Genomic DNA, 20,408 nt, shown 5'->3' with positions numbered 1-20,408 from the left:
TCTGCCGTTGAGGGTCCGGCGGGCCGGCCTCCCCGGGCAGGCCGGCGCCGTGGCCTCGGCGACCCGGACGGGTGTGAACCGGCCGGGACGCGCGCGCTGCGGACCGGCGAGGCCGGATCGGCGTTCTCGGCCTTCCTCACCCGGATGGCCGACCGGGCCGACCCCCGAGCAGGACCTTGCCGACGGGATCGCCCGCTCGGGGGGCACCATGGGCGGCGCGACCCAGCAGCTTGCCGCCGACCTGCGGGGGACCTTTGCGGCGCTACCGACCCGGGCCCGGCAATCCGGCGCGGTGAGAACCGACGTGGACGCCGTCGATGCCCAGGCGATCGTCCCGGCCGCACTCGCCGCTCAGCGCCGGCGCGCCGACACGGCACGACCCGATCGCCTCGCCGCCCTCGTGTTCGACTGCCTGCGCCCCCACGATGCAGCTGCACCCCCGAGGGGACGACCCGTGAGGGCTTACGGCCCGGACAGCGGGGGCGCCGGAGGAAATCGGGCGAGTTTACCCACCTCCATCCCATTGCACACGCTCCGACGCCGCATTTTGTTCCTCTATGCGGCTGAACTTTTGTTGATCTGTGGCCAGTTGAGGGGGGAAGGGGCCTACCCTTCACCAGGTGAACCAGTTGATGTCCCGCGACGCCGATGCCGACCTGCCCGAGGACTCCGCCCTGCCCGGCACGCTGCCCGAACCCCTGCGGGCCGAGCTGATCGCGTTCCGGCGCGATCTGCACATGCACCCCGAGCTCGGCAACCAGGAGTTCCGTACCACCGCCGCGCTCAAGGCCCGGCTGGAGAAGGCCGGGCTCCGGCCCCGGGTGCTCGCCACCGGAACCGGGCTCATGTGCGACGTGGGTACATCGGGAGGGGCGCGAAGCTCGGACGAGGGTGGTGGTGGGCGACGGGTGGGCAGTGACACGCGGCCCATGCTCGCCCTGCGCGCGGACATCGACGCCCTGCCCATTCCGGACACCAAGGCCGGCGTCCCGTACCGGTCCACCGTTCCCGACCGGGCGCACGCCTGCGGGCACGACATTCACACGACCACCGTCCTCGGCGCCGGGCTCGTGCTCGCCGAGCTCGACCGGCAGGGGCTGCTGCCGCACCCCGTGCGGCTGATCTTCCAGCCCGCGGAGGAGGTGCTGCCCGGTGGCGCCCCCGATGCGATCGAGGACGGGGTGCTGGAAGGCGTCGGGCGGATCATCGGGGTGCACTGCGACCCGAAGGTCGACGTGGGGAGGATCGGGCTGCGGGTCGGGGCGATCACCTCCGCCTGCGACCGGCTGGAGGTCACACTCGACGGGCCCGGCGGGCACACCGCGCGGCCGCATCTGACCACCGACCTGGTCACCGCCGCCGCCAAGGTGGCCACCGAGGTGCCCGCGCTGCTGGCACGGCGGGTCGACGCGCGGGCCGGGCTCGCCGTGACCTGGGGGCGGCTGGAGGCCGGGCACGCGTGCAATGTGATCCCGCAGCATGCCGAGCTGTCGGGAACGGTCCGCTGCCTGGATCTGGCGGCCTGGCGGGAGGCGCCGGACCTGGTCCATGCCGCGATCGACGAGGTGGCCGGAATGCACCGGGCCAAGTCGGTGATCGACTACATCCGAGGGGTCCCGCCCGTCGTGAACGATCCGGCCGTGACCGATCTGCTGGCCGCCGCGATGACCGGGCGCCGCGGATCGTATGCGATCGAGGACACCGAGCAGAGCCTCGGCGGGGAGGACTTCTCCTGGTATCTGGAGCACGTCCCGGGGGCCATGGCGCGGCTCGGGGTGCGCACGCCCGGTGACACCCGGCGCCTTGATCTGCACCGGGGCGATTTCGATGCGGACGAGGAGGCGATCACCGTTGGCGTGGAGCTCTTCACCGCCGCGGCTTTGCTCGACGGCAACCGTTTGTAACCGGACAGGTCGCCCCCGGTTCGCGACGATCCGATAACGGCTTCCGTACAGGGCTTTATCTGACATCTACGCGCGTTACGATCTCGGCGAAACCAGCGCCGGAAGAGGCGCTTCGGTCAGGTTTGAAGGAGCCTTCCCTTGCGCCGGGTATCCAAGATCACCGCTGCGTGTGCCATCACCGCGGCTCTCGCGCTCACCGCCACCGCGTGTGGCGAGTCGTCCGAAGAGAGCACCAGCTCCGACAAGGGCCAGATGAAGATCGGCATGGCCTACGACGTGGGCGGCCGGGGCGACAACTCGTTCAACGACTCCGCCGCGCGCGGTCTGGACAAGGCCAAGGCCGAGCTCAAGGCCCAGACGAAGGAGCTCACCGCCAAGAACGGTGAGACCCCGGCGGACCGTGAGCAGCGTCTGCAGTCGCTCGCCGAGGGCGGCTACAACCCTGTCATAGCCATCGGCTTCGCGTACAAGGACGCGGTCGACAAGATCGCCCCGAAGTACCCGAAGGTCAACTTCGGCCTGGTCGACTCGGTCTCCGACGTGAAGAACGTCGCCTCCATCGTCTTCACCGAGGAGCAGGGCTCGTACCTCGCCGGTGTCGCGGCGGCGCTGAAGTCGAAGGACGGCCAGGTCGGCTTCATCGGCGGTGTGGACCTCCCGCTGATCAAGAAGTTCGCCGCGGGCTTCCAGCAGGGTGTCCTGGACACGAACCCGAAGGCCAAGGTGCAGATCCAGTACCTGTCCACCGGTTCGGACCTGTCCGGCTTCGGCAGCCCCGACAAGGGCAAGGAAGCCGCCAAGGGCATGCTCGACAAGGGCGCGGACGTCATCTTCGCCGCCGCGGGCGGCTCGGGTGCCGGTTCGATCGAGGCCGTCGCGGGCAAGAAGGGCGCCTGGTCCATCGGTGTCGACTCCGACCAGGCCCTGGACCCGGCGCTGGCGAAGTACAAGGACACGATCCTGACCTCGGTCGTCAAGAACGTCGACGCCGGTGTCTACGACCTGGTCAAGTCCGTCAAGGACGGCAAGGCGCTGACCGGCGTCCAGACGTACTCCCTGGCCAAGGGCGGCGTCTCGCTGACCACCACGGGTGACCACCTCTCGGACATCCAGGCCAAGCTCGACGAGGCGAAGAAGAAGATCGTCGACGGCACGATCACGGTCAAGACCACGACCTGATCCGACCCGTCGATCGGGGCCCGGGGGAGCTGCTTCGGCTGCTCGGCCGGGCCCCGATTCGCGTACGACTTCCGGCCCGGACCGGAACGTAGCCGTACGCGCACGGTCGGCCACCTTCTACCGGGTGGCCAACGATTCGGGGACGCTACGCGCGTAGCGTGTTCCGGGCGCGGTACCTTTTTTCGCTCCCCCCGCCTCCCACCCCATCGCCTCCGCCCTCCGCTCCTGCCAAGGAGAGTGCGCCATCAACGCGTCCAGCAGTCCCCATGCCGTGGAGCTCCGCGGCATCACCAAGCGGTTCCCCGGGGTCGTGGCCAACCACGACATCGACATCACCGTGCGTCGCGGTACCGTCCACGCTCTCGTCGGCGAGAACGGTGCCGGCAAGTCCACTCTGATGAAGATCCTGTACGGCATGCAGAAGCCGGACGAGGGCACCATCGCGGTGGACGGCGAGCAGGTCTCGTTCCACAACCCGGGTGACGCCATCGCGCGCGGCATCGGCATGGTGCACCAGCACTTCATGCTCGCCGACTACCTCACCGTCCTGGAGAACGTCGTCCTCGGCTCCGAGAAGCTGCACGGGATCGGCGACCGGGCCCGCGCCAGGATCAAGGAGATCTCGGACGCGTACGGTCTCGGGATCCGCCCGGACGCCATGGTCGAGGACCTCGGCGTCGCCGACCGCCAGCGCGTGGAGATCCTCAAGGTCCTCTACCGCGGCGCCCGCACCCTGATTCTCGACGAGCCGACCGCCGTCCTCGTGCCGCAGGAGGTCGACGCACTCTTCGACAACCTGCGCGAGCTCAAGGCCGAGGGCCTGACCGTCATCTTCATCTCGCACAAGCTGGGCGAGGTGCTGTCGGTCGCCGACGAGATCACCGTCATCCGGCGCGGTACGACGGTGGGCACCGCCGACCCGGCGAACACCACGCCCAAGCAGCTCGCCGAGCTGATGGTCGGCAGCGAGCTGCCGTCGCCGGAGACCCGCGAGTCGACCGTCACCGACACTCCGATGCTCACCGTCGACGACCTGCGGCTGACCGCCACCGACCCGGACGGGGTGGTGCGTGCCGTGCTCGACGGCATCACCTTCACCATCCACAAGGGTGAGGTCCTCGGCATCGCGGGCGTGGAGGGCAATGGCCAGTCCGAGCTGGTCGACGCCATCATGGGCATGCGCCACCTGGACCACGGCGTACTCACCCTGGACGGCGCGGACATCTCCCGGACGCCGACGCGCAAGCGCCGCGAGGACGGTATGGCCGTCATCCCCGAGGACCGCCACCGGCACGGACTGCTGCTGGAGGCCCCGCTCTGGGAGAACCGCATCCTCGGCCACGTCACCGAGCGCCCCAACAGCAAGGGCGCGTTCCTCGACCTCAAGGCCGCCCGCGCGGACACCGAGCGGATCGTGCGCGACTACGACGTCCGTACCCCCGGCATCGAGGTCACCGCCGCCTCGCTCTCCGGCGGCAACCAGCAGAAGCTGATCGTCGGCCGCGAGATGAGCCACTCCCCGAAGCTGCTGATCGCCGCGCACCCCACCCGAGGCGTGGACGTCGGCGCGCAGGCGCAGATCTGGGACCAGATCCGCGAGGCGCGCCGCGAGGGCCTGGCGGTGCTGCTGATCTCCGCCGACCTGGACGAGCTGATCGGGCTCTCCGACACCCTGCGCGTCATGTACCGCGGCCGCCTGGTCGCGGACGCCGACCCGGCGACCATCACCCCGGAGGAGCTCGGCTCGGCGATGACGGGAGCGGCCTCCGGCCATCTCGAAGCGCCCGCCGAGTCCGGGACGGATGCGGAGTCCGGTCCGGACGCCGCCGACACCGACCCCCGGGACGGGGGAGAGGACCGATGAAGAAGTTCGACAAGGAGCGGCTGCTCCTGGGGATCGCGGCCCCCGTACTCGCGATCGTGGTCGCCTTCCTGGTGACCGCCCTCGTGCTGGCCGCCACCGGCAAGGAACCGTTCAGCGCGTTCGGCATCATGTTCGACTACGGGGTGAAGTCGGACAGCCAGGTCTACATCCTCAACAAGGCGACGACGTACTACCTCGCGGGTCTCGCGGTGGCCGTCGGCTTCCGGATGAACCTCTTCAACATCGGCGTCGACGGCCAGTACCGCCTCGCCGCCTTCTTCGCCGCCGCCGTCGGTGGCGCGCTGACCCTGCCGGGTGCCCTCCAGATCCCGCTGATCATCCTCACCGCGATGATCGTCGGCGCGATGTGGGCCGGGATCGCCGGTGTCCTCAAGGTCACCCGCGGCGTCAGCGAGGTCGTCTCGACGATCATGCTGAACGCCATCGCGACCGCCATCATCGGCTATCTGCTCCAGCAGGGCCGCCTCGGTCACCTCGACGAGGCCGGCACGAAGATCTCCACCACCCCGCTCCCGGAGTCCTCGCACTTCTTCGAGTTCCCGACCACCCCGACGCCCGTCTGGGGCTTCATCGTGGTCGCGGTCGTCGCGGGCATCGCCTACTGGTTCACGCTCTCGCGCACCCGGTTCGGCTTCGATCTGCGGACGGTCGGCCAGTCCGGCTCCGCGGCGGAGGCCAGCGGTGTCAACGTCAAGAAGATGGTCGTCACGTCGATGCTGATCTCCGGCGCGGTGGCCGGCCTGGTCGGTATGCCGACGCTGCTCAACGACAGCTACGAGTACAGCGGCGACTTCCCCATCGGTATCGGCTTCACCGGCATCGCCATCGCCCTCCTCGGCCGCAACCACCCCATCGGCATCGCGCTCGGCGCGCTGCTCTGGGGCTTCCTGGAGCGCGGTACCGGAAAGCTCGAGTTCGAGGGGTACGACAAGGAGATCGTCGGCGTCATCCAGGGCGTCATCGTCCTGTGCGTCGTCATCGCCTACGAAGTCGTCCGTCGCTACGGACTCAAGCGTCAGCAGAGCAAGGTCGGCGCGGAACTTGCCGCACAGGCCGCCCGTAACTCCGACCAGCAGGAGGTGTCGGCGTGACCGCCACGGCGACTTCCACCCCGCCGCCCGCGGCCCCCAAGGTCTCCGGTGGCAAGGGCGGCCGCACCCGCCTCTCCTTCCCCGTCGTTCTGCTGATCGTCGCGGGCGCGCTGCTCGCACTGTCCGCGGTACGCGCCATCACCGGCGCCCAGGACGTCACCTCGGCCGGGCAGATCAGCGCGGCGCTCGCGATGGCCGTGCCGATCGGGCTCGCCGGTCTCGGCGGCCTGTGGGCCGAGCGGGCCGGTGTGGTCAACATCGGCCTCGAAGGGATGATGATTCTCGGTACGTTCTTCGGCGCCTGGGCCGGCTGGCAGACGAGCCCCTGGCTCGGCGTGCTGGCCGGGATCATCGGCGGCATGCTCGGCGGGCTGCTGCACGCCGTCGCGACCGTCACGTTCGGCGTCGACCACATCATCTCCGGCATCGCCATCAACATCCTGGCGCTCGGGTTCACCACCTACTTCGCCAAGCTCTGGTTCAACACGGGCGAGGCGGCGGCCAAGGGCGGCAGTCCCAAGCAGTCGCCGCCGTCCGACGACATCACCTCGGTGACGATCCCGGGCCTGTCCGACTGGCTGCACTCGATCGAGAAACACCACTGGTTCTTCGTCTCCGACGTGGCCGGTGTCATCGGCGGCCTGGTCACCAACGTGTCGCTGCTGACGATCGTGGCCGTGATCCTGTTCGTCGTGACGTTCTTCGTCCTGTGGAAGACCTCGTTCGGGCTGCGGCTGCGTTCCTGCGGCGAGAACCCGATCGCCGCCGAGTCGCTCGGGGTGAACGTCTACCGCTACAAGTACATCGCGGTGATGATCTCCGGTGGCATGGCCGGACTCGGCGGTGCCTTCCTCTCCCTGGTCACCTCGCACATCTACAACGAGGGCCAGACCGGCGGCCGCGGTTACATCGGTCTCGCCGCGATGATCTTCGGTAACTGGCGGCCCGGCGGTCTCGCCATGGGTGCGGGCCTGTTCGGCTTCGCCGACGCGCTCCAGCTGCGCAACGGCGGCGAGTCCGTCCACGCGCTGCTGCTCCTGCTGGTGGTCGTGCTGGCCGTGCTCGCCGCCTGGAAGCTCTACCGCAGGAGCTTCGTCCAGGGTGCGGTCAGCGCCGTCATCGCCGCCGCCGTACTGGTCTGGTACCTCGCCACGGACACGGTGCCCACCGAGTTCGTGAGCGCCACCCCGTACATCGTCACGCTGCTCGTCCTCTCGCTCTCCGCGCAGCGGCTGCGGATGCCGAAGGCGGACGGCATGCGGTACCGGAAGGGTCAGGGCAAGTGACCGCGGGTGCGGACGTCGACTGGGACGCCCTGCGCGTCGCCGCCCGGGACGCCATGTCCCGGGCGTACGCCCCCTACTCGGGCTACCCGGTCGGCGTCGCGGCGCGCGTCGACGACGGCCGCACGGTGGTCGGCTGCAACGTAGAGAACGCCTCGTACGGACTCGGCCTGTGCGCCGAGTGCGGACTGGTCTCGCAGCTGAACGCCACCGGCGGCGGCCGGCTGACCCACTTCACCTGTGTCGACGGGGCGGGCGAGATCCTGGTCCCCTGCGGCAGGTGCCGTCAGCTGCTGTACGAGTTCGGCGGACCGGAGCTCGTCCTGGAGACCCCGGACGGCCTCCGTACGCTCGACGAGATGCTGCCGCAGGCATTCGGGCCGGACCATCTCAGGTAGGGCTTCCCTCTCGGATCAGGCCGGATCGGGCTGCGTGCCAGGGCCCGCGAGCCCGGCCTGAACCGAAAGACAGGCCCAGAACTCCCGTGGCCCTCCTGAAACTTCGGGAGGGCCACACCCGTCTCCACCCTCTATGCGCGTAGAGTCATTGGGGACTCTTGCGTACGTACCGGCCGGAAGGACACCCAGGACATGGACGCCATCTCCGTCATCCGCACCAAGCGGGACCGCGGCGAGCTGAGCCCCGAGCAGATCGACTGGGTCATCGACGCATACACCCGAGGCGAGGTCGCCGACGAGCAGATGTCCGCGCTGGCCATGGCGATCCTGCTGAACGGCATGAACCGCACGGAGATCGCCCGCTGGACCGCCGCCATGATCGCCTCCGGCGAGCGGATGAACTTCGACGGGCTCTCCCGTCCCACCACCGACAAGCACTCCACCGGCGGCGTCGGCGACAAGATCACCCTGCCGCTCGCCCCGCTGGTCGCCGCCTGCGGCGCCGCCGTGCCGCAGCTCAGCGGCCGCGGTCTCGGCCACACCGGAGGCACGCTCGACAAGCTGGAGTCCATCCCCGGCTGGCGCGCCCACCTCTCGGGCGCCGAGATGCTGAACGTCCTGGACACCACCGGAGCCGTGATCTGCGCCGCCGGTGACGGGCTGGCCCCCGCCGACAAGAAGCTGTACGCACTCCGCGACGTCACCGGCACCGTCGAGGCCATCCCGCTGATCGCCAGCTCGATCATGTCCAAGAAGATCGCCGAGGGCACCGGGGCGCTCGTCCTGGACGTCAAGGTCGGCTCCGGCGCCTTCATGAAGACCATCGAGGACGCCCGCGAACTGGCCTCCACCATGGTCGCGCTGGGCAGCGACAGCGGTGTGCGGACGGTCGCACTCCTCACCGACATGGCCACCCCGCTCGGCCTGACCGCGGGCAACGCCCTGGAGGTGCGCGAGTCGGTCGAGGTCCTGGCCGGCGGCGGTCCGAAGGACGTCATCGACCTCACCCTCGCCCTGGCCCGCGAGATGCTGGACGCGGCCGGGCTCAAGGACGCGGACCCGGAGAAGGCCCTGGCCGACGGCTCCGCGATGGACGTCTGGCGCCGGATGATCTCCGCCCAGGGCGGCGAACCGGACGCCGCGCTCCCGGTCGCCCGCGAGCAGCACGTGGTGACGGCCCAGGCCTCCGGTGTGCTCACCCGCCTCGACGCATACGACATCGGTGTCGCCGCCTGGCGCCTCGGCGCGGGCCGGGCCCGCAAGGAGGACCCGGTGCAGGCGGGCGCGGGCATCGAGATGCACGCCAAGCCGGGCGACACGGTGACCGAGGGCCAGCGACTGCTGACGCTGCACACGGACACCCCGGAGAAGTTCGAGTACGCGCTGAAGGCCCTGCCCGGTTCGTTCGACATCGCCCCGGCCGGAACGGAGTTCACGCCGACCCCGGTGGTGCGCGAGCGCATCGCGTAGCACCGCCCGAGCACGCGAACGGCCCGCCGGAACGGAGAGATCCGTCCGGCGGGCCGCCGTCATGCGGTCGGGCGCCTACTTGCCGAAGTAGGCGTGGTAGATCGAGACCGACGACGTGTTGCCCTGCTTGTCCGTGACCTTGGCCTTGAAGGAGATCGACTTCCCCTTGGCCGGGTTCTTCACGGAGATCCTGCCGGACTTGACCGTGACCTTGTTCCAGGTCTTACCGGCGTTGTAACTGACATACACCGTCAGCGACTTGAGGTTCTTGCCGGCGGCCGCACCCTGCACCTTCACCGGCACCGACGCGGTCCGGCCGGCCGTGACCTTGCTGTCCAGGGTGACATGGGGCGTGAACCGCACCGTGGAGACGGGAAGTTCGGTGAACTCCCTGGTCTTCTTCGACCGGAACGTCCAGCTCGCGTCGACCCGGGTGGAGACGGCGGAGGTCCTCACGTTGCGCTGCACCGAGGTCGTCACCTTGTAGTCGGCGGCGCCGGACGGCACGGTGAAGGCGGTATCGCCCTCCAGCGGGTCCTTGTTCTGGGCGAACTTGGCGCCGTTGCGGTACAGGACGGTCTTCACCGAACTGTACGTGGACCCGCCGACGTTCCCGGTGCCGTCGGCCACAAGCGGCAGGACGCCGAGGATCTGGTTGTCCTTGCGGAAGAACCCGTACCCCTCGGGGAGCGCGGGGCCGAACACCGCGGTGTTGACCCGCTTCCGGTACGTCTTGCCCGCCTTGAGGGTCTGCGGGTCACCGAGCGAGTAACCCGCCTCGTACTTCGGGAAGCGCCCGCCCTCCTGTTCGAAGTCGAAGTTCCACTTCACCTTGTCGGCAGTGGAGACATAGACGGTGTGGGTCCCGGGGGCCGGCTGCCCCGTCGACGTGGCCCAGCCCCCGTCCATGCCGGGCAGCGTGCCCCAGGCGATGATCGATCCGGTCTTGCCCTTGCCGGACGCGCCGAGACCGATCGTGACCTTCGCCAGCTGACTGCTGGTGAACTTCCGGGTGTAGCCGGTCGCCGCCTGCGTCACCGGACCGCCGACCATCACGTCGTAGCGGGTCGAGGATCCCTTGGCCCAGGTGCCCAGCCAGTGCTGGGAGAGCGAGCCGTCGGTGACCTTCGGGCCGACGTGCGCGGTGCGGAAGCCCTCGTACGAGTTCTGCAACCAGCCGTAGCTGAAGCCGCTGTCCTCGCTGTCGAACTGGAGGTCGGGGGCGGCCAGCAGGGACTTCGTGCCGGTGGCGGGAAGCGTGAACGTCACCGGCTTCGTCTTCCGGGCGTCGAGCGTCACGGTGAGGTTCCCGGTGACGTCCAGCTTCGGCTGGGTGATCCAGTCGACGCCCTTGGTGGCGTTGTCCGGGTCGACGTAGACGGCCGAGTTCAGCACGTAACCGCCCTTCGGGACACGCACCTTTGCCGTCCCGTCGGGGCCCGCCGGGTTCAGCCAGATGCCGACCGCGGCGCCGGAGAGGCCGAAGAGGTTGTTGTCGTAGTACGTGGCGGGCTTGCCGTCACGCCCGATGTTTTTGATCGTGAGGTCGTACGACTCCATCTCCCGCTCGACCGCGGCCGCGGTGCGGACGCTCTGACCGCCGCCGGTGGCGACGACATACGCGGAGTAGGTGCCGTCCGCCGTGCCGCCGAGCTTCGTGTTCACGGTGAGCGGTACGTCGGCCGTGCCGCCGGCCGGGACGGTGACGTGCTCGGCACCGAGGGTGAAGAAGCCGGCCGGGGCCGGCTTGCCCTTCGGGCCGGTGGCCGTCACCGCGAGGTCGAGGGTGACGTCGGTCGTCCCGAGGTTGCGGTACGTCACGTTCTTGGTGACCGGGGCGTCATCGGTGTGCGGCCACTGCTGCACCCCGAAGCCGACCGAGACCGGTTCGGCGATGACGGTCTGGGCGATCGCCCTGTCGACGGCGATCCTGCCCGTGCCCTGCTCGAACGGCGTGTACGCGCCCGGCTTGGTGGAGGCCGCCAGCGCGCCCTTCAGCTCGGTGTACCTCCACTCCGGGTGCTCCTGCTTGAGCAGCGCCGCGGCGCCCGCGACATGCGGGGTCGCCATCGACGTGCCGGAGATCGTCAGATAGCCGGGCGGGTTCTGGCCGACCTCCTGGTCGATCACGGAACCGGGTGAGGCGGCCGCCGTGATGTCCACGCCGGGTGCGGTGACATCGGGCTTGATGCCGCCGTCGCCGACGCGCGGTCCGCGGCTGGAGAAGTTCGCCAGCTTGTCGTTGTTGTCGACGGCGCCGACGGTCAGTGCGGCGTCCGCACTGCCCGGCGAGCCGACTGTGCCTGCGCCGTCGCCCTCGTTGCCCGCCGCGATGGCGAACAGGACGCCCTTGTCGGCCGACAGCTTGTTGACCGCCGCTTCGAGCGGGTCGACGTCGGGGCTGTCGGGGCCGCCGAGACTCAGGTTGATGATGTCGGCGCCCTGCGCGACCGCCCACTCCATGCCGGCCAGGATGCCGGAGTCCTCACCGAAGCCGTCGTCGTTGAGGACCTTGCCCTCGAGCAGCTTGGCGTCCGGTGCGACCCCCTTGAACCTGCCGCCCGACTTGGCGCCCGTACCGGCTGCGATCGAGGACACATGGGTGCCGTGCCCGAACCGGTCCTTGGTGTCGCGCGACGTGGAGAAGTTCTTCGAGTCGAGGATCTGCCCCTTGAGGTCCGGGTGGGTGGCGTCCGCACCGGTGTCCAGGACGGCGATCTTGATGCCCTTGCCGGTGTAACCGGCCTTCCAGGCGGTCGGCGCACCGATCTGCGGCACGCTCCTGTCGAGGCTCGCCCGGCGCACTCCGTCCAGCCAGACCCGGTCGATGCCGGCCGCGGTGGTGCGCCGGCCGCCCTGGGAGGCCTTGCTGGTGAGTGCCTGCCAGATGTCCTTGGCGTCGCTCTTCGGAGTGGTCACCGACTGGGCGTTCAGCGACTTCAGTGTCCGGACGACCCGGGTGGCGCCCGCGTCCCGGACGTCCGCCTTCGCGGCGGCGGCCTGCGCACCCTTGTAGCCGACGATCAGCTTCAGGCCGGCGTGCTGGGCCCGGCGGTTCTCCGGACGGTTCAGCTCGGTGATGTCGAACAGCCGGCGGTCCAGCTTGCCGGAACTGATCAGCCGGTGGGCGTCGGCCGGTATGAGCAGGGTGTGCCCGTCACGTATCTGCCGCTGCACGGGTATCCGCCTGCGCCCCTCGGCGGGCCGGAAGTCCACGACCCGGCCCTTCGCGTCCACCGAGACCCGGTCGCCGGTGATCAGTGTCAGCTGATGCCCGGTCACGGACGTGGTTACGGCGGCCGGACGGGCCTGCTCCGGCTGTGCCACGGCCGGAGTGGTCATCCCGGCCGCGAGCGCCACGGCGGCTGCCGTGGCGATGGTCGAAACACAGGCGCTTCTCACGTGTCTGCGCAACTCTCCCCCTGGAGAATGAGGTGATCTCTTGGAACCGTTGGCCCGCGCGCCCCGGTGTGGCACCGGTGCTCGCCGGTTCATGTATCTAGAGGGGGAATCGGCCGCGCGGGTTCACAAACATGCTGCCGCTGACCACAGTTGACGGAAATGCATCGATTCGGGGTGGGTGCCGAGGCCCGGAGGGCTGCCCCGCCGGGGATGACGGGACAGCCCTTGGCCCCGTCGTACCGGTGTGGCGGGCAGCAGGCCGGCGCCGGGAGGAGGAGCGCGGCGCTGCGATGAGTTTCGGTCGCCGGACCGGTCTGTCTGATGTGGAATCCAAGACCCCGATCGTTCTCGTCGTCACCGGCCGCGTCACACGCGCGGCCGTGCCTGGACTCTGCGCCGAGCTGGAGGCGCTGCTCTTCGACCCCGGGGGCGCCGTCCGTGACCCGGCCGCGGGGGTGGACTGCGATGTGGGCGGGGTCGTACAAGCGGACCTGGCCCTGGTCGAGGCGATAGCGCGGCTGGGGCTCATCACGCGCCGGGCGGGCGGCCGACAGCTCCGGCTGCGCAATGTTCCGCCCGGACTGCAGCATCTGCTGGACCTGGTGGGGCTGGCCGATGTGGTGGACCTGGGGGAGCAGGGCTGAGATACCCGGCACCGCCCCGTGGCGTCAGCCGGCCCGAGCGCAGACCACCACGAACAGCCGGGCCGCCGAGGCCGTCGGGTGCGGCGCCGGCGTCGCTGTCGCGTCGTCGGCGCAGGCTCCGTCGTACCGGTGCTCCGGCTGCGGTCCCGGTTCGGCGCCGGAGGCAGGGGGCCGGTCCGGGCGGGGCCCCTCGGTGGCGACGGGCTCACCCAGCCACTGCGTGATCCCTCAGCCGCCGAGCACCAGCACCACCCAGCCAGCCACTCACACGTGCCGCTGCCGCGGCCGCCGCGTCACGCCGCCTCGGCCTCGAGGTGGTCGGGCAGGCCGAAGAGCGGGAACCAGCGGGATGTGTCCAGGAAGCAGTGCATGCCGGTGATCGCACCGTCCGAGATGTCGATGACCTGCACCGCCCACGGCACGAATCCCGGTCCGTCCGGATTCGGCTTGTAGTGCGCGAACGCCGGGGTGCCGTTGGCCACGGTCGCCACCAGGCGGGAGCCCTCGCAGCCGGCACCGAGGGAGCGCATGAAGCCCGTGATGTCGTCGTGCCCCTGGAGCCAGAGGTCGAACGGCGGCATGGTCATCACGGCGTCCTCGTGGAGCAGCGCGGTGAGCGCCGCCATGTCGTAGCCCTCGAACGCCGCGACGTACCGCTCAAGGAGCTTGCGCTGCTCGTCGTCGAGCGGTTCGGCGGTGTCGGTGGCCGCGCTCCGATGGTCCGTGAGCGTGGCCCGCGCCCGCTGCAGGGCGCTGTTGACCGAGGCGACCGACGTGTCGAGCAGTTCGGCGACCTCGCTCGCCTTCCACGCCAGCACCTCGCGCAGGATCAGCACGGCACGCTGCTTGGGCGGCAGATGCTGCAGCGCGGCGACGAACGCCAGCCGTACCGACTCCCGCGCCACCGCGGCCTCCGCCGGGTCGGCCACCGACGGCAGGATCCGCCCGTCCGGCATCGGCTCCAGCCAGGTGTTCTCCGGGAGTGGGTTGAGCGCCGCCTGGGCGAGGGGTGTCGGGCCCGTCAGGTCGACCGGGCGGGCCCGCTTCTTCCCCGCGTTCAGCATGTCCAGGCAGACGTTGGTGGCGATCCGGTACAGCCAGGAGCGCAGCGAGGAACGGCCCTCGAACTTGTCGAAGTTCCGCCAGGCGCGCACCAGCGTGTCCTGTACCGCGTCCTCCGCCTCGAAGGCCGAGCCGAGCATGCGATAGCAGTAACCGGTGAGCTCGACCCGGTGTCCCTCCAGGCGGCTGTCGATATCCGCCGGTGCCGTCAGATCACTCATCGCTCCACCCCTGTTGTGCTGTGACGCCGCTCTCTTCGGCACTTCGGAAGCTACCGCAGGCCACTGACAACGGGGGCGGGAAGTGCCGAAGCCGCGCGCTCTCCGGTCACGTCCCCGATGCCGGTCACGTTCCGGGCTTGCGCCCGTACACGTACACGTCGTCGCCGTTCTTCAGCAGGTTCCAGTACGTCCTCGCGTCCGCGTCCCGCATGTTGACGCAGCCGTGCGAGCCGGGCGGGTTCCACATCTTCAGGTTCACCGAGTGGAACGCCTGCCCGCCGTCGAAGAACTGGGAGTACGGCATCCACACGTGGTACAGCGACGACCAGTGCTTGATGTGCCGCAGGTAGATCTTCTTCGAACCGGTGCGCGTCTCGTACCCGTTCCGCCCGCTGCGGATCGGCACCGGACCGAACTTCAGCTTCGATCCGTCCTGGATCCAGCTCAGCTGCCGGGTCAGGTCCACACACGCGATGCGCCCCTTGTTCGTGGGGCACTTCTTGTCCTTGTTGGGGTTCGTGCCGGCCGCCTTCTGTGCCGTGAGCGTCTTCATCGTCCGCCAGGTGACCGGTCCCGCGTACCCGATGTCGGGGGTGACCCCGTAGGTGCGCTGGAAGGTCTGGATCGCCTTGCAGTCGGCGGCCGACTGCTTCCCGTCGACCGGCCTGTTCAGATACGCCTCGACCTGCTTCTGGTACGGCCCGGTGGATGTGGTGCAGGACGCCGCCTGCGCCGCCGTGCCACCGCCCAGGACGAGCGCCGGCGCCGCCATCAGCCCGGCGACGGACAGTGCGACCGCGCGCCGCGTCCGGACTCCCCGTATGTTCCCTACGACTGCCATGTACGCCAACTCCCCTTCGCGTCGCAGTGCGTTGATTACGCCTGATAGACGCGCGAAGGGGAGTCGGTGGTTGTGCGTGTGTATGTCTCAGTTCTGTACTGACGCCATCGGGACGAGGTGCCGCCGCTCGGCGCGGGCGACCCGCGACCCGTACAGCGTGATCGAGACGACGCCGAGGACCGCGAGCAGCCCCAGCGTCACCGTGCCCGCCCAGCCACCGGCGTGGAAGGCGATCGCGCCGAGCGTGCCGCCCGCGCTGGAGCCCAGGTAGTACGCGGACTGGTAGAGCGCCGATGCCTGCGCCCGGCCGGTCGTCGCGGTCCGGCTCACGGACGACGAGGCGACCGCGTGCCCGGCGAAGAAGCCCGCCGTGATCAGGACCAGACCGAGAAGCACGGCGATCAGCTGGTCGGCGAGGGAGAGCAGCAGACCGGCGGCCGTGGTGGAGACGGCCAGGTAGAGCGCGCCCCGGCGGCCGAGCCGTGCGACGAGCCTGCCCGCCGCCGCCGACGACACCGTACCGACGAGGTAGACCAGGAAGATCGAGCCGATGACACCCTGCGGGAGGTGGAACGGCTCCCCGACCAGCCGGTAGCCGATCACCGTGTAGACCGCCCCGAACACCGTCATGAACAGTGCGCCGATCGCGTACAGCCTGCGCAGCAACGGGTCGGCGAGGTGTCCGCCCACCGTCTTCGCCAGGGCCCTCGGGTTCAGTGAACCGGGCGTGAAGTGACGGGCCCTCGGGATCATGAAGTGGAAGACGACCGCGCAGGCCACGGCCAGCAGCCCGACCGCGCCGAGCGCCGCCCGCCAGCCCCACAGCTGGGCGATCCAGCCGGTGAGGATGCGCCCGCTCATGCCGCCGATGCTGTTGCCCGCCACGAACAGTCCGATCGCGGCGACCAGCGCCTTCGGCCGCACCTCCTCGGCGAGGTACGCCATCGCGGAGGCGGGAAGTCCGGCGAGGGCCGCGCCCTGGACGGCGCGCAGGGCGATCAGCCAGCCCAGCGAGGGGGCGAAGGGGACGAGAAGCCCGACCAGTACCGCGACCGTCAGCGACGCGGTCATCATCTGCCGCCGCCCGAACCGCTCGGAGAGCGCGCTCATCGGCAGCACACACAGAGCCAGCGCACCCGTCGCCGCCGAGACCGTCCAGCTGGCCTGTCCGGCCGTGGCGCCGAATCCGGCGGAGACGGCGGGCAGCAGTGCCTGGGTGGAGTAGAGGAGTGCGAACGTCGCGACACCGGCGGCGAAGAGCGCGAAGCTCATCCGGCGGTAGCCGGGCCGGCCGGGCTCCAGCCGGTCAGGGGAGGAAACGGGCGCGACGGGCGATGAGGGGGATGAGGCGTCCAGCGTGAGGGTGGACGCCTTGGTACTGGCAGGAGGCATACATCGAAAGTAGATCTCTCTGATTCATGCGTCCAATGCACGAACTTGCGATAATCGATCCCATGGTGCATGAACGCAGCTCACAGCCTCGGCTGTCACCGAGTAGTTACGAAGAAGACATTCGCGCAGTGCTTGCGCCGCGGCTTGCGTACTTCGAGGCGGTGGCCCGCCACGAGCATGTGACGCGCGCCGCGCACGAGCTCGGCGTCCCGCAGTCCACGCTGTCGCGGGCCATGGTCAGGCTGGAACAGGACCTGGGTGTCGCCCTGTTCGCCCGCAAGGGTCGTACCGTCTCGCTCACCCCCGCGGGCCGCACCTTCCTGGGCTCCGCCGAGCGGGCTCTCACCGAGGTGGAGCGGGCCGCGGACTCGGTACGGGCGGACGCCGATCCGACGGCGGGCAAGGTCGCCTTCGGATTCCTGCACACCATGGGCTCCGAGACCGTCCCCGCCCTGCTTCGCGCCTTCCGCGCCGACCACCCGCGGGTCCGCTTCCAGCTGGTGCAGAACTACGGCGAGGCGATGATCGAACGCCTCCGGGCCGGCGGCCTCGACCTCTGCCTCACCTCCCCCGTCCCGGACGCCCCCGACCTGGTCGCCCGCCGCCTCGACGAGCAGCGGCTGCGTCTGGTCGTCCCGGAGGACCACCGCCTCGCCTCCCGGCGGCGGATCCGCCTGGTGGAGGCGGCGGACGAGGCGTTCGTGACCCTGGAGCCCGGTTACGGCCTGCGGCGTATCACCGACGACCTGTGCGCCGAGGCGGGCTTCACCCCGCGCGTGGCATTCGAGGGAGAGGAGGCGGAGACCCTGCGCGGCCTGGTCGCGGCGGGCCTGGGTGTCGCCCTGCTGCCGCCGCCGGCGGTGGCCCGCCCGGGCGTGGTCGAACTGACGGTCACGGCCCCCCGCGCGGCCCGCGAGATCGGCGTGGCCTGGCTGGACGGCCACCCGGACACCCCGCCGGTGGCGGCGTTCAAGCAGTTCCTGCTGTCGCGTCGCGGGCACTTGCTGCCCGACTGACCCGCGGACGGGGATGCGGTGGGGGTGCGTCCTCGGGCGAGCCCGACAATGCGGCGAGCGCGCGTGCGTGCCGGGCGTCGCGGGGCAGGCGGGACTTCCGGCACGCACCCTAGTGCCCCAGCGACCGCCCGAACCCCGCCGCCAGGGGCATCCGCAGCCCCAGTGGCGGCGGCGCCGCCAGCGCGTCGGCGACCGGTCGCGCGTAGGCCCGGCCGAACAGCGAACCCCGCACGAAGTCCGCGGCAAGCGCCACCACTTCGGACCGGTGCTGGCGCAGCGCGTGACCGTCCGAGTGGACCTCGAAGCGACAGGTGTCCCGGTTGGCCTTCTTGGCCCGCTCGGCCAGCCGGAACGACAACTCCGGGTCGGACCGGGCGTCGTTCGTGCCGTGGACGAGCAATACCTGGCGGCCCAGCAGGTGCTTCACCGGTTCCGGCTCGGCCGAGGCTTCCCCGGGCAGCCAAGGAGCCATCGCCAGAACGGAGTTGACTGCCGCGTGGCCACCCGCGCGCAGCGCCGCCCGGCCGCCCATGCCGTGCCCGGCCAGACAGACGGGGATGTCGCCGTAGCGTCGTACGACCTCCTCCACCGCCCATTCCGCGTCCGCCGCGAGCTGCGCGTCCGTGGCGTTCCAGCCCCGGCAGCGGTAGTGCACGACATGCGCGGCCAGCCCGTCGTCCTGGCCCGCGCGGGCCAGGGTCCGGGCGAGCGGCAGCTGCAGTGCGTACGACAGGGAGGAAGGGCGGCGGTGCGAGTCGGCCTCGCCGTCCGGGAGCAGCAGGACCACTCCGCTGACCGCAGGTTGTGCTCCGGCCGTCTTCACGGCCCGTCCCAGCCTCGGAGCAGGCAGGGGAAGTGCGCGCTGTCCCATGACAGAACAGTGTCAGAAGAAGAGGTGTACTCCACCCGTATTCGCGGTCACTGTTACGTATCGGCGCGCGGCGCTCTACGCGCGTAGGCGTTAGAGTGCCCAGATGATGAGCCCGACCCTGCACGTGCCCGGCACCGACCAGATCCGACGCGCCCCCAAGGTGCTGCTCCACGACCACCTCGACGGCGGCCTGCGCCCCGGCACGATCGTCGACCTGGCCCGCGACGCGGGCTACGAAGCCCTTCCCGAGACCGAGCCGGACAAGCTCGGCATCTGGTTCCGCGAGGCGGCCGACTCCGGCTCGCTGGAGCGTTACCTGGAGACGTTCGCCCACACCTGTGCCGTCATGCAGACCCGGGACGCCCTGTTCCGGGTGGCCGCCGAGTGCGCCGAGGACCTGGCCGCGGACGGTGTCGTGTACGCGGAGGTGCGGTACGCCCCCGAGCAGCACCTGGAATCCGGGCTGACCCTCGAAGAGGTCGTCGAGGCGGTCAACGAGGGCTTCCGCGAGGGTGAGCGCCGGGCCCGTCAGGACGGCAACCGGATCAGGGTGGGCGCCCTGCTCACCGCGATGCGGCACGCCGCCCGCGCCCTGGAGATCGCCGAACTCGCCAACCGCTACCGGGACCTGGGTGTCGTCGGCTTCGACATCGCGGGCGCCGAGGCGGGCTACCCGCCCACCCGCCACCTCGACGCCTTCGAGTACCTCAAGCGCGAGAACAACCACTTCACCATCCACGCGGGCGAGGCCTTCGGTCTGCCGTCGATCTGGCAGGCGCTCCAGTGGTGCGGCGCCGACCGCCTCGGCCACGGGGTCCGCATCATCGACGACATCGAGGTCGCCGAGGACGGCAGCGTGACGCTCGGCCGACTCGCCTCGTACGTACGGGACAAGCGCATCCCGCTGGAGATGTGCCCGACCTCCAACCTTCAGACCGGCGCCGCCGCCTCGTACGCCGACCACCCCATCGGGCTGCTGCGGAGGCTCCATTTCCGCCTCACCGTGAATACGGACAACCGGCTGATGAGCGGTACGAGCATGAGCCGGGAATTCGAGCGACTGACCGAGACCTTCGGATACACGCTCGACGACATGCAGTGGTTCACGGTCAATGCGATGAAATCAGCGTTCATTCCTTTCGATGAACGTCTTGCGATGATCAATGACGTGATCAAGCCCGGATATGCCGAGCTGAAGTCCGAGTGGCTCTTCGAGCAGACCGCTGCGACCAGCGGCTCTTCGTCCCCCGCGGGCTGATTCGCGCGTTTTGCCGAACGGTCGGGACGATCAAATCCCGGCCGTTCGGCGTGTCCGGCATGTTTGCGGGACCGGTCGTGGGCTGACTAGTTTGCAGAGCCGCTCACATCCCCTTCCCCAAGGATGAATTCCACATGAAGCAGTCTGCTGCCAGGACTCTGGGTGTCGCCGCTCTCGGCGCCGCTTTCGCCGCTGCCGCCGCCGGTACCGCCTCGGCGTCCGTGCTGCCCGTCGACGCCGCGTCCGCCCTGCCCGCCGCCGGCTCGGCGCTGGGTACCGCGACCCGGAGCCTGCCGGTCCAGGACACGGCCACCAAGCTCCTCGGCAGCGGTCAGACGAAGGTCGTCCACGACGCCACCTCGCCGCTCAAGGGCCTGCTCGGCGGACTGCCCGCCGGCGGCGTGAAGGCCAACGGTCTGTCGACCAACGGTCTCCCGCTCGGCGGCTGACCCCCGCACCCACGCACACGTGGGGCGGACACCCGACCCGGG

General features: G+C 70.1%; 16 protein-coding genes and 1 pseudogene. 12 read left to right on the top strand and 5 right to left on the bottom strand.

Features of this window, described 5'->3' with window-relative positions; translation table 11 throughout:
- Window positions 1-49: 49 nt before the first annotated feature.
- The 8 genes and pseudogenes from ACFU6I_RS36180 to ACFU6I_RS36145 form a co-directional block, all read left to right on the top strand.
- Window positions 50-409: pseudogene (locus ACFU6I_RS36180) on the top strand (hypothetical protein); the annotation flags it as partial.
- Window positions 410-632: 223 nt separating this feature from the next.
- Complete coding sequence (locus tag ACFU6I_RS36175) at window positions 633-1,904, top strand: amidohydrolase (protein WP_384374896.1); 1,272 nt, start codon at window positions 633-635, stop codon at window positions 1,902-1,904.
- A gap of 138 nt (window positions 1,905-2,042) precedes the next feature.
- Window positions 2,043-3,083 (top strand): BMP family protein, encoded by a 1,041-nt coding sequence (locus tag ACFU6I_RS36170; protein WP_384374863.1) that lies wholly within the window; start codon window positions 2,043-2,045, stop codon window positions 3,081-3,083.
- Window positions 3,084-3,354: 271 nt separating this feature from the next.
- Window positions 3,355-4,947: an ABC transporter ATP-binding protein gene (locus ACFU6I_RS36165; RefSeq protein WP_384374860.1), complete on the top strand. Its 1,593-nt coding sequence runs from the start codon at window positions 3,355-3,357 to the stop codon at window positions 4,945-4,947.
- The gene (locus ACFU6I_RS36160; RefSeq protein WP_037688347.1) at window positions 4,944-6,059 is read left to right on the top strand and encodes an ABC transporter permease; all 1,116 of its coding nucleotides are present in this window, start codon (window positions 4,944-4,946) and stop codon (window positions 6,057-6,059) included. Before ACFU6I_RS36165 ends, ACFU6I_RS36160 begins: the two co-directional genes overlap by 4 nt.
- Window positions 6,056-7,345: an ABC transporter permease gene (locus ACFU6I_RS36155; RefSeq protein ID WP_384374857.1), complete on the top strand. Its 1,290-nt coding sequence runs from the start codon at window positions 6,056-6,058 to the stop codon at window positions 7,343-7,345. Before ACFU6I_RS36160 ends, ACFU6I_RS36155 begins: the two co-directional genes overlap by 4 nt.
- Window positions 7,342-7,740: a cytidine deaminase gene (locus tag ACFU6I_RS36150; RefSeq protein WP_384374854.1), complete on the top strand. Its 399-nt coding sequence runs from the start codon at window positions 7,342-7,344 to the stop codon at window positions 7,738-7,740. The genes ACFU6I_RS36155 and ACFU6I_RS36150 overlap by 4 nt, the downstream gene beginning before the upstream one ends.
- A 192-nt stretch (window positions 7,741-7,932) precedes the next feature.
- The gene (locus ACFU6I_RS36145) at window positions 7,933-9,210 is read left to right on the top strand and encodes a thymidine phosphorylase (protein WP_384374852.1); all 1,278 of its coding nucleotides are present in this window, start codon (window positions 7,933-7,935) and stop codon (window positions 9,208-9,210) included.
- 75 nt (window positions 9,211-9,285) lie between these two features.
- On the opposite strand, the gene ACFU6I_RS36140 is transcribed toward ACFU6I_RS36145, so the two are convergent.
- Window positions 9,286-12,552: a S8 family serine peptidase gene (locus tag ACFU6I_RS36140; protein ID WP_384374893.1), complete on the bottom strand. Its 3,267-nt coding sequence runs from the start codon at window positions 12,550-12,552 to the stop codon at window positions 9,286-9,288.
- A gap of 350 nt (window positions 12,553-12,902) precedes the next feature.
- Between ACFU6I_RS36140 and ACFU6I_RS36135 the strand changes: the two genes are divergently transcribed.
- On the top strand, window positions 12,903-13,256 hold the full coding sequence (locus ACFU6I_RS36135) for an STAS domain-containing protein (RefSeq protein WP_384374850.1): 354 nt from the start codon (window positions 12,903-12,905) through the stop codon (window positions 13,254-13,256).
- A gap of 293 nt (window positions 13,257-13,549) precedes the next feature.
- Here ACFU6I_RS36135 and ACFU6I_RS36130 read toward each other — a convergent pair whose 3' ends face one another.
- The 3 genes from ACFU6I_RS36130 to ACFU6I_RS36120 form a co-directional block, all read right to left on the bottom strand.
- On the bottom strand, window positions 13,550-14,581 hold the full coding sequence (locus ACFU6I_RS36130; RefSeq protein ID WP_384374847.1) for a sigma-70 family RNA polymerase sigma factor: 1,032 nt from the start codon (window positions 14,579-14,581) through the stop codon (window positions 13,550-13,552).
- A gap of 82 nt (window positions 14,582-14,663) precedes the next feature.
- Window positions 14,664-15,380 (bottom strand): L,D-transpeptidase family protein, encoded by a 717-nt coding sequence (locus ACFU6I_RS36125; protein ID WP_384374844.1) that lies wholly within the window; start codon window positions 15,378-15,380, stop codon window positions 14,664-14,666.
- Between the two features lie 87 nt (window positions 15,381-15,467).
- Window positions 15,468-16,772, bottom strand: a complete 1,305-nt coding sequence (locus tag ACFU6I_RS36120) for an MFS transporter (RefSeq protein WP_384374841.1) — start codon at window positions 16,770-16,772, stop codon at window positions 15,468-15,470.
- Between the two features lie 62 nt (window positions 16,773-16,834).
- Here ACFU6I_RS36120 and ACFU6I_RS36115 point away from each other — a divergent pair, with 62 nt between their 5' ends.
- Window positions 16,835-17,788: a LysR family transcriptional regulator gene (locus tag ACFU6I_RS36115; protein WP_384374839.1), complete on the top strand. Its 954-nt coding sequence runs from the start codon at window positions 16,835-16,837 to the stop codon at window positions 17,786-17,788.
- A gap of 109 nt (window positions 17,789-17,897) precedes the next feature.
- Here ACFU6I_RS36115 and ACFU6I_RS36110 read toward each other — a convergent pair whose 3' ends face one another.
- Window positions 17,898-18,575: an alpha/beta hydrolase gene (locus ACFU6I_RS36110; protein ID WP_384374890.1), complete on the bottom strand. Its 678-nt coding sequence runs from the start codon at window positions 18,573-18,575 to the stop codon at window positions 17,898-17,900.
- 187 nt (window positions 18,576-18,762) lie between these two features.
- Between ACFU6I_RS36110 and ACFU6I_RS36105 the strand changes: the two genes are divergently transcribed.
- Together ACFU6I_RS36105 and ACFU6I_RS36100 are read left to right on the top strand one after the other, a co-directional pair.
- Complete coding sequence (locus tag ACFU6I_RS36105; RefSeq protein WP_266982276.1) at window positions 18,763-19,917, top strand: adenosine deaminase; 1,155 nt, start codon at window positions 18,763-18,765, stop codon at window positions 19,915-19,917.
- A 134-nt stretch (window positions 19,918-20,051) separates the two neighbouring features.
- A complete protein-coding gene (locus tag ACFU6I_RS36100; protein ID WP_384374836.1) occupies window positions 20,052-20,366 on the top strand; it encodes a hypothetical protein in 315 nt (104 codons plus the stop codon).
- Window positions 20,367-20,408 lie beyond the last annotated feature (42 nt).

Source organism: Streptomyces sp. NPDC057486, from assembly GCF_042802415.1.
Lineage (GTDB): Bacteria > Actinomycetota > Actinomycetes > Streptomycetales > Streptomycetaceae > Streptomyces > Streptomyces yanii.
This window is presented reverse-complemented; position numbering and strand designations above follow the sequence as displayed.

What these genes read in the sequence shown, in the direction of transcription:
- ACFU6I_RS36175 (WP_384374896.1), top strand. Translation starts at nt 633, where the DNA reads ATGTCCCGCGACGCCGATGCCGACCTGCCCGAGGACTCCGCCCTGCCC.
- ACFU6I_RS36120 (WP_384374841.1), bottom strand. Translation starts at nt 16,772, where the DNA reads ATGCCTCCTGCCAGTACCAAGGCGTCCACCCTCACGCTGGACGCCTCA.
- ACFU6I_RS36160 (WP_037688347.1), top strand. Translation starts at nt 4,944, where the DNA reads ATGAAGAAGTTCGACAAGGAGCGGCTGCTCCTGGGGATCGCGGCCCCC.
- ACFU6I_RS36115 (WP_384374839.1), top strand. Translation starts at nt 16,835, where the DNA reads ATGGTGCATGAACGCAGCTCACAGCCTCGGCTGTCACCGAGTAGTTAC.
- ACFU6I_RS36105 (WP_266982276.1), top strand. Translation starts at nt 18,763, where the DNA reads ATGATGAGCCCGACCCTGCACGTGCCCGGCACCGACCAGATCCGACGC.
- ACFU6I_RS36135 (WP_384374850.1), top strand. Translation starts at nt 12,903, where the DNA reads ATGAGTTTCGGTCGCCGGACCGGTCTGTCTGATGTGGAATCCAAGACC.
- ACFU6I_RS36125 (WP_384374844.1), bottom strand. Translation starts at nt 15,380, where the DNA reads ATGGCAGTCGTAGGGAACATACGGGGAGTCCGGACGCGGCGCGCGGTC.
- ACFU6I_RS36140 (WP_384374893.1), bottom strand. Translation starts at nt 12,552, where the DNA reads ATGACCACTCCGGCCGTGGCACAGCCGGAGCAGGCCCGTCCGGCCGCC.
- ACFU6I_RS36100 (WP_384374836.1), top strand. Translation starts at nt 20,052, where the DNA reads ATGAAGCAGTCTGCTGCCAGGACTCTGGGTGTCGCCGCTCTCGGCGCC.
- ACFU6I_RS36145 (WP_384374852.1), top strand. Translation starts at nt 7,933, where the DNA reads ATGGACGCCATCTCCGTCATCCGCACCAAGCGGGACCGCGGCGAGCTG.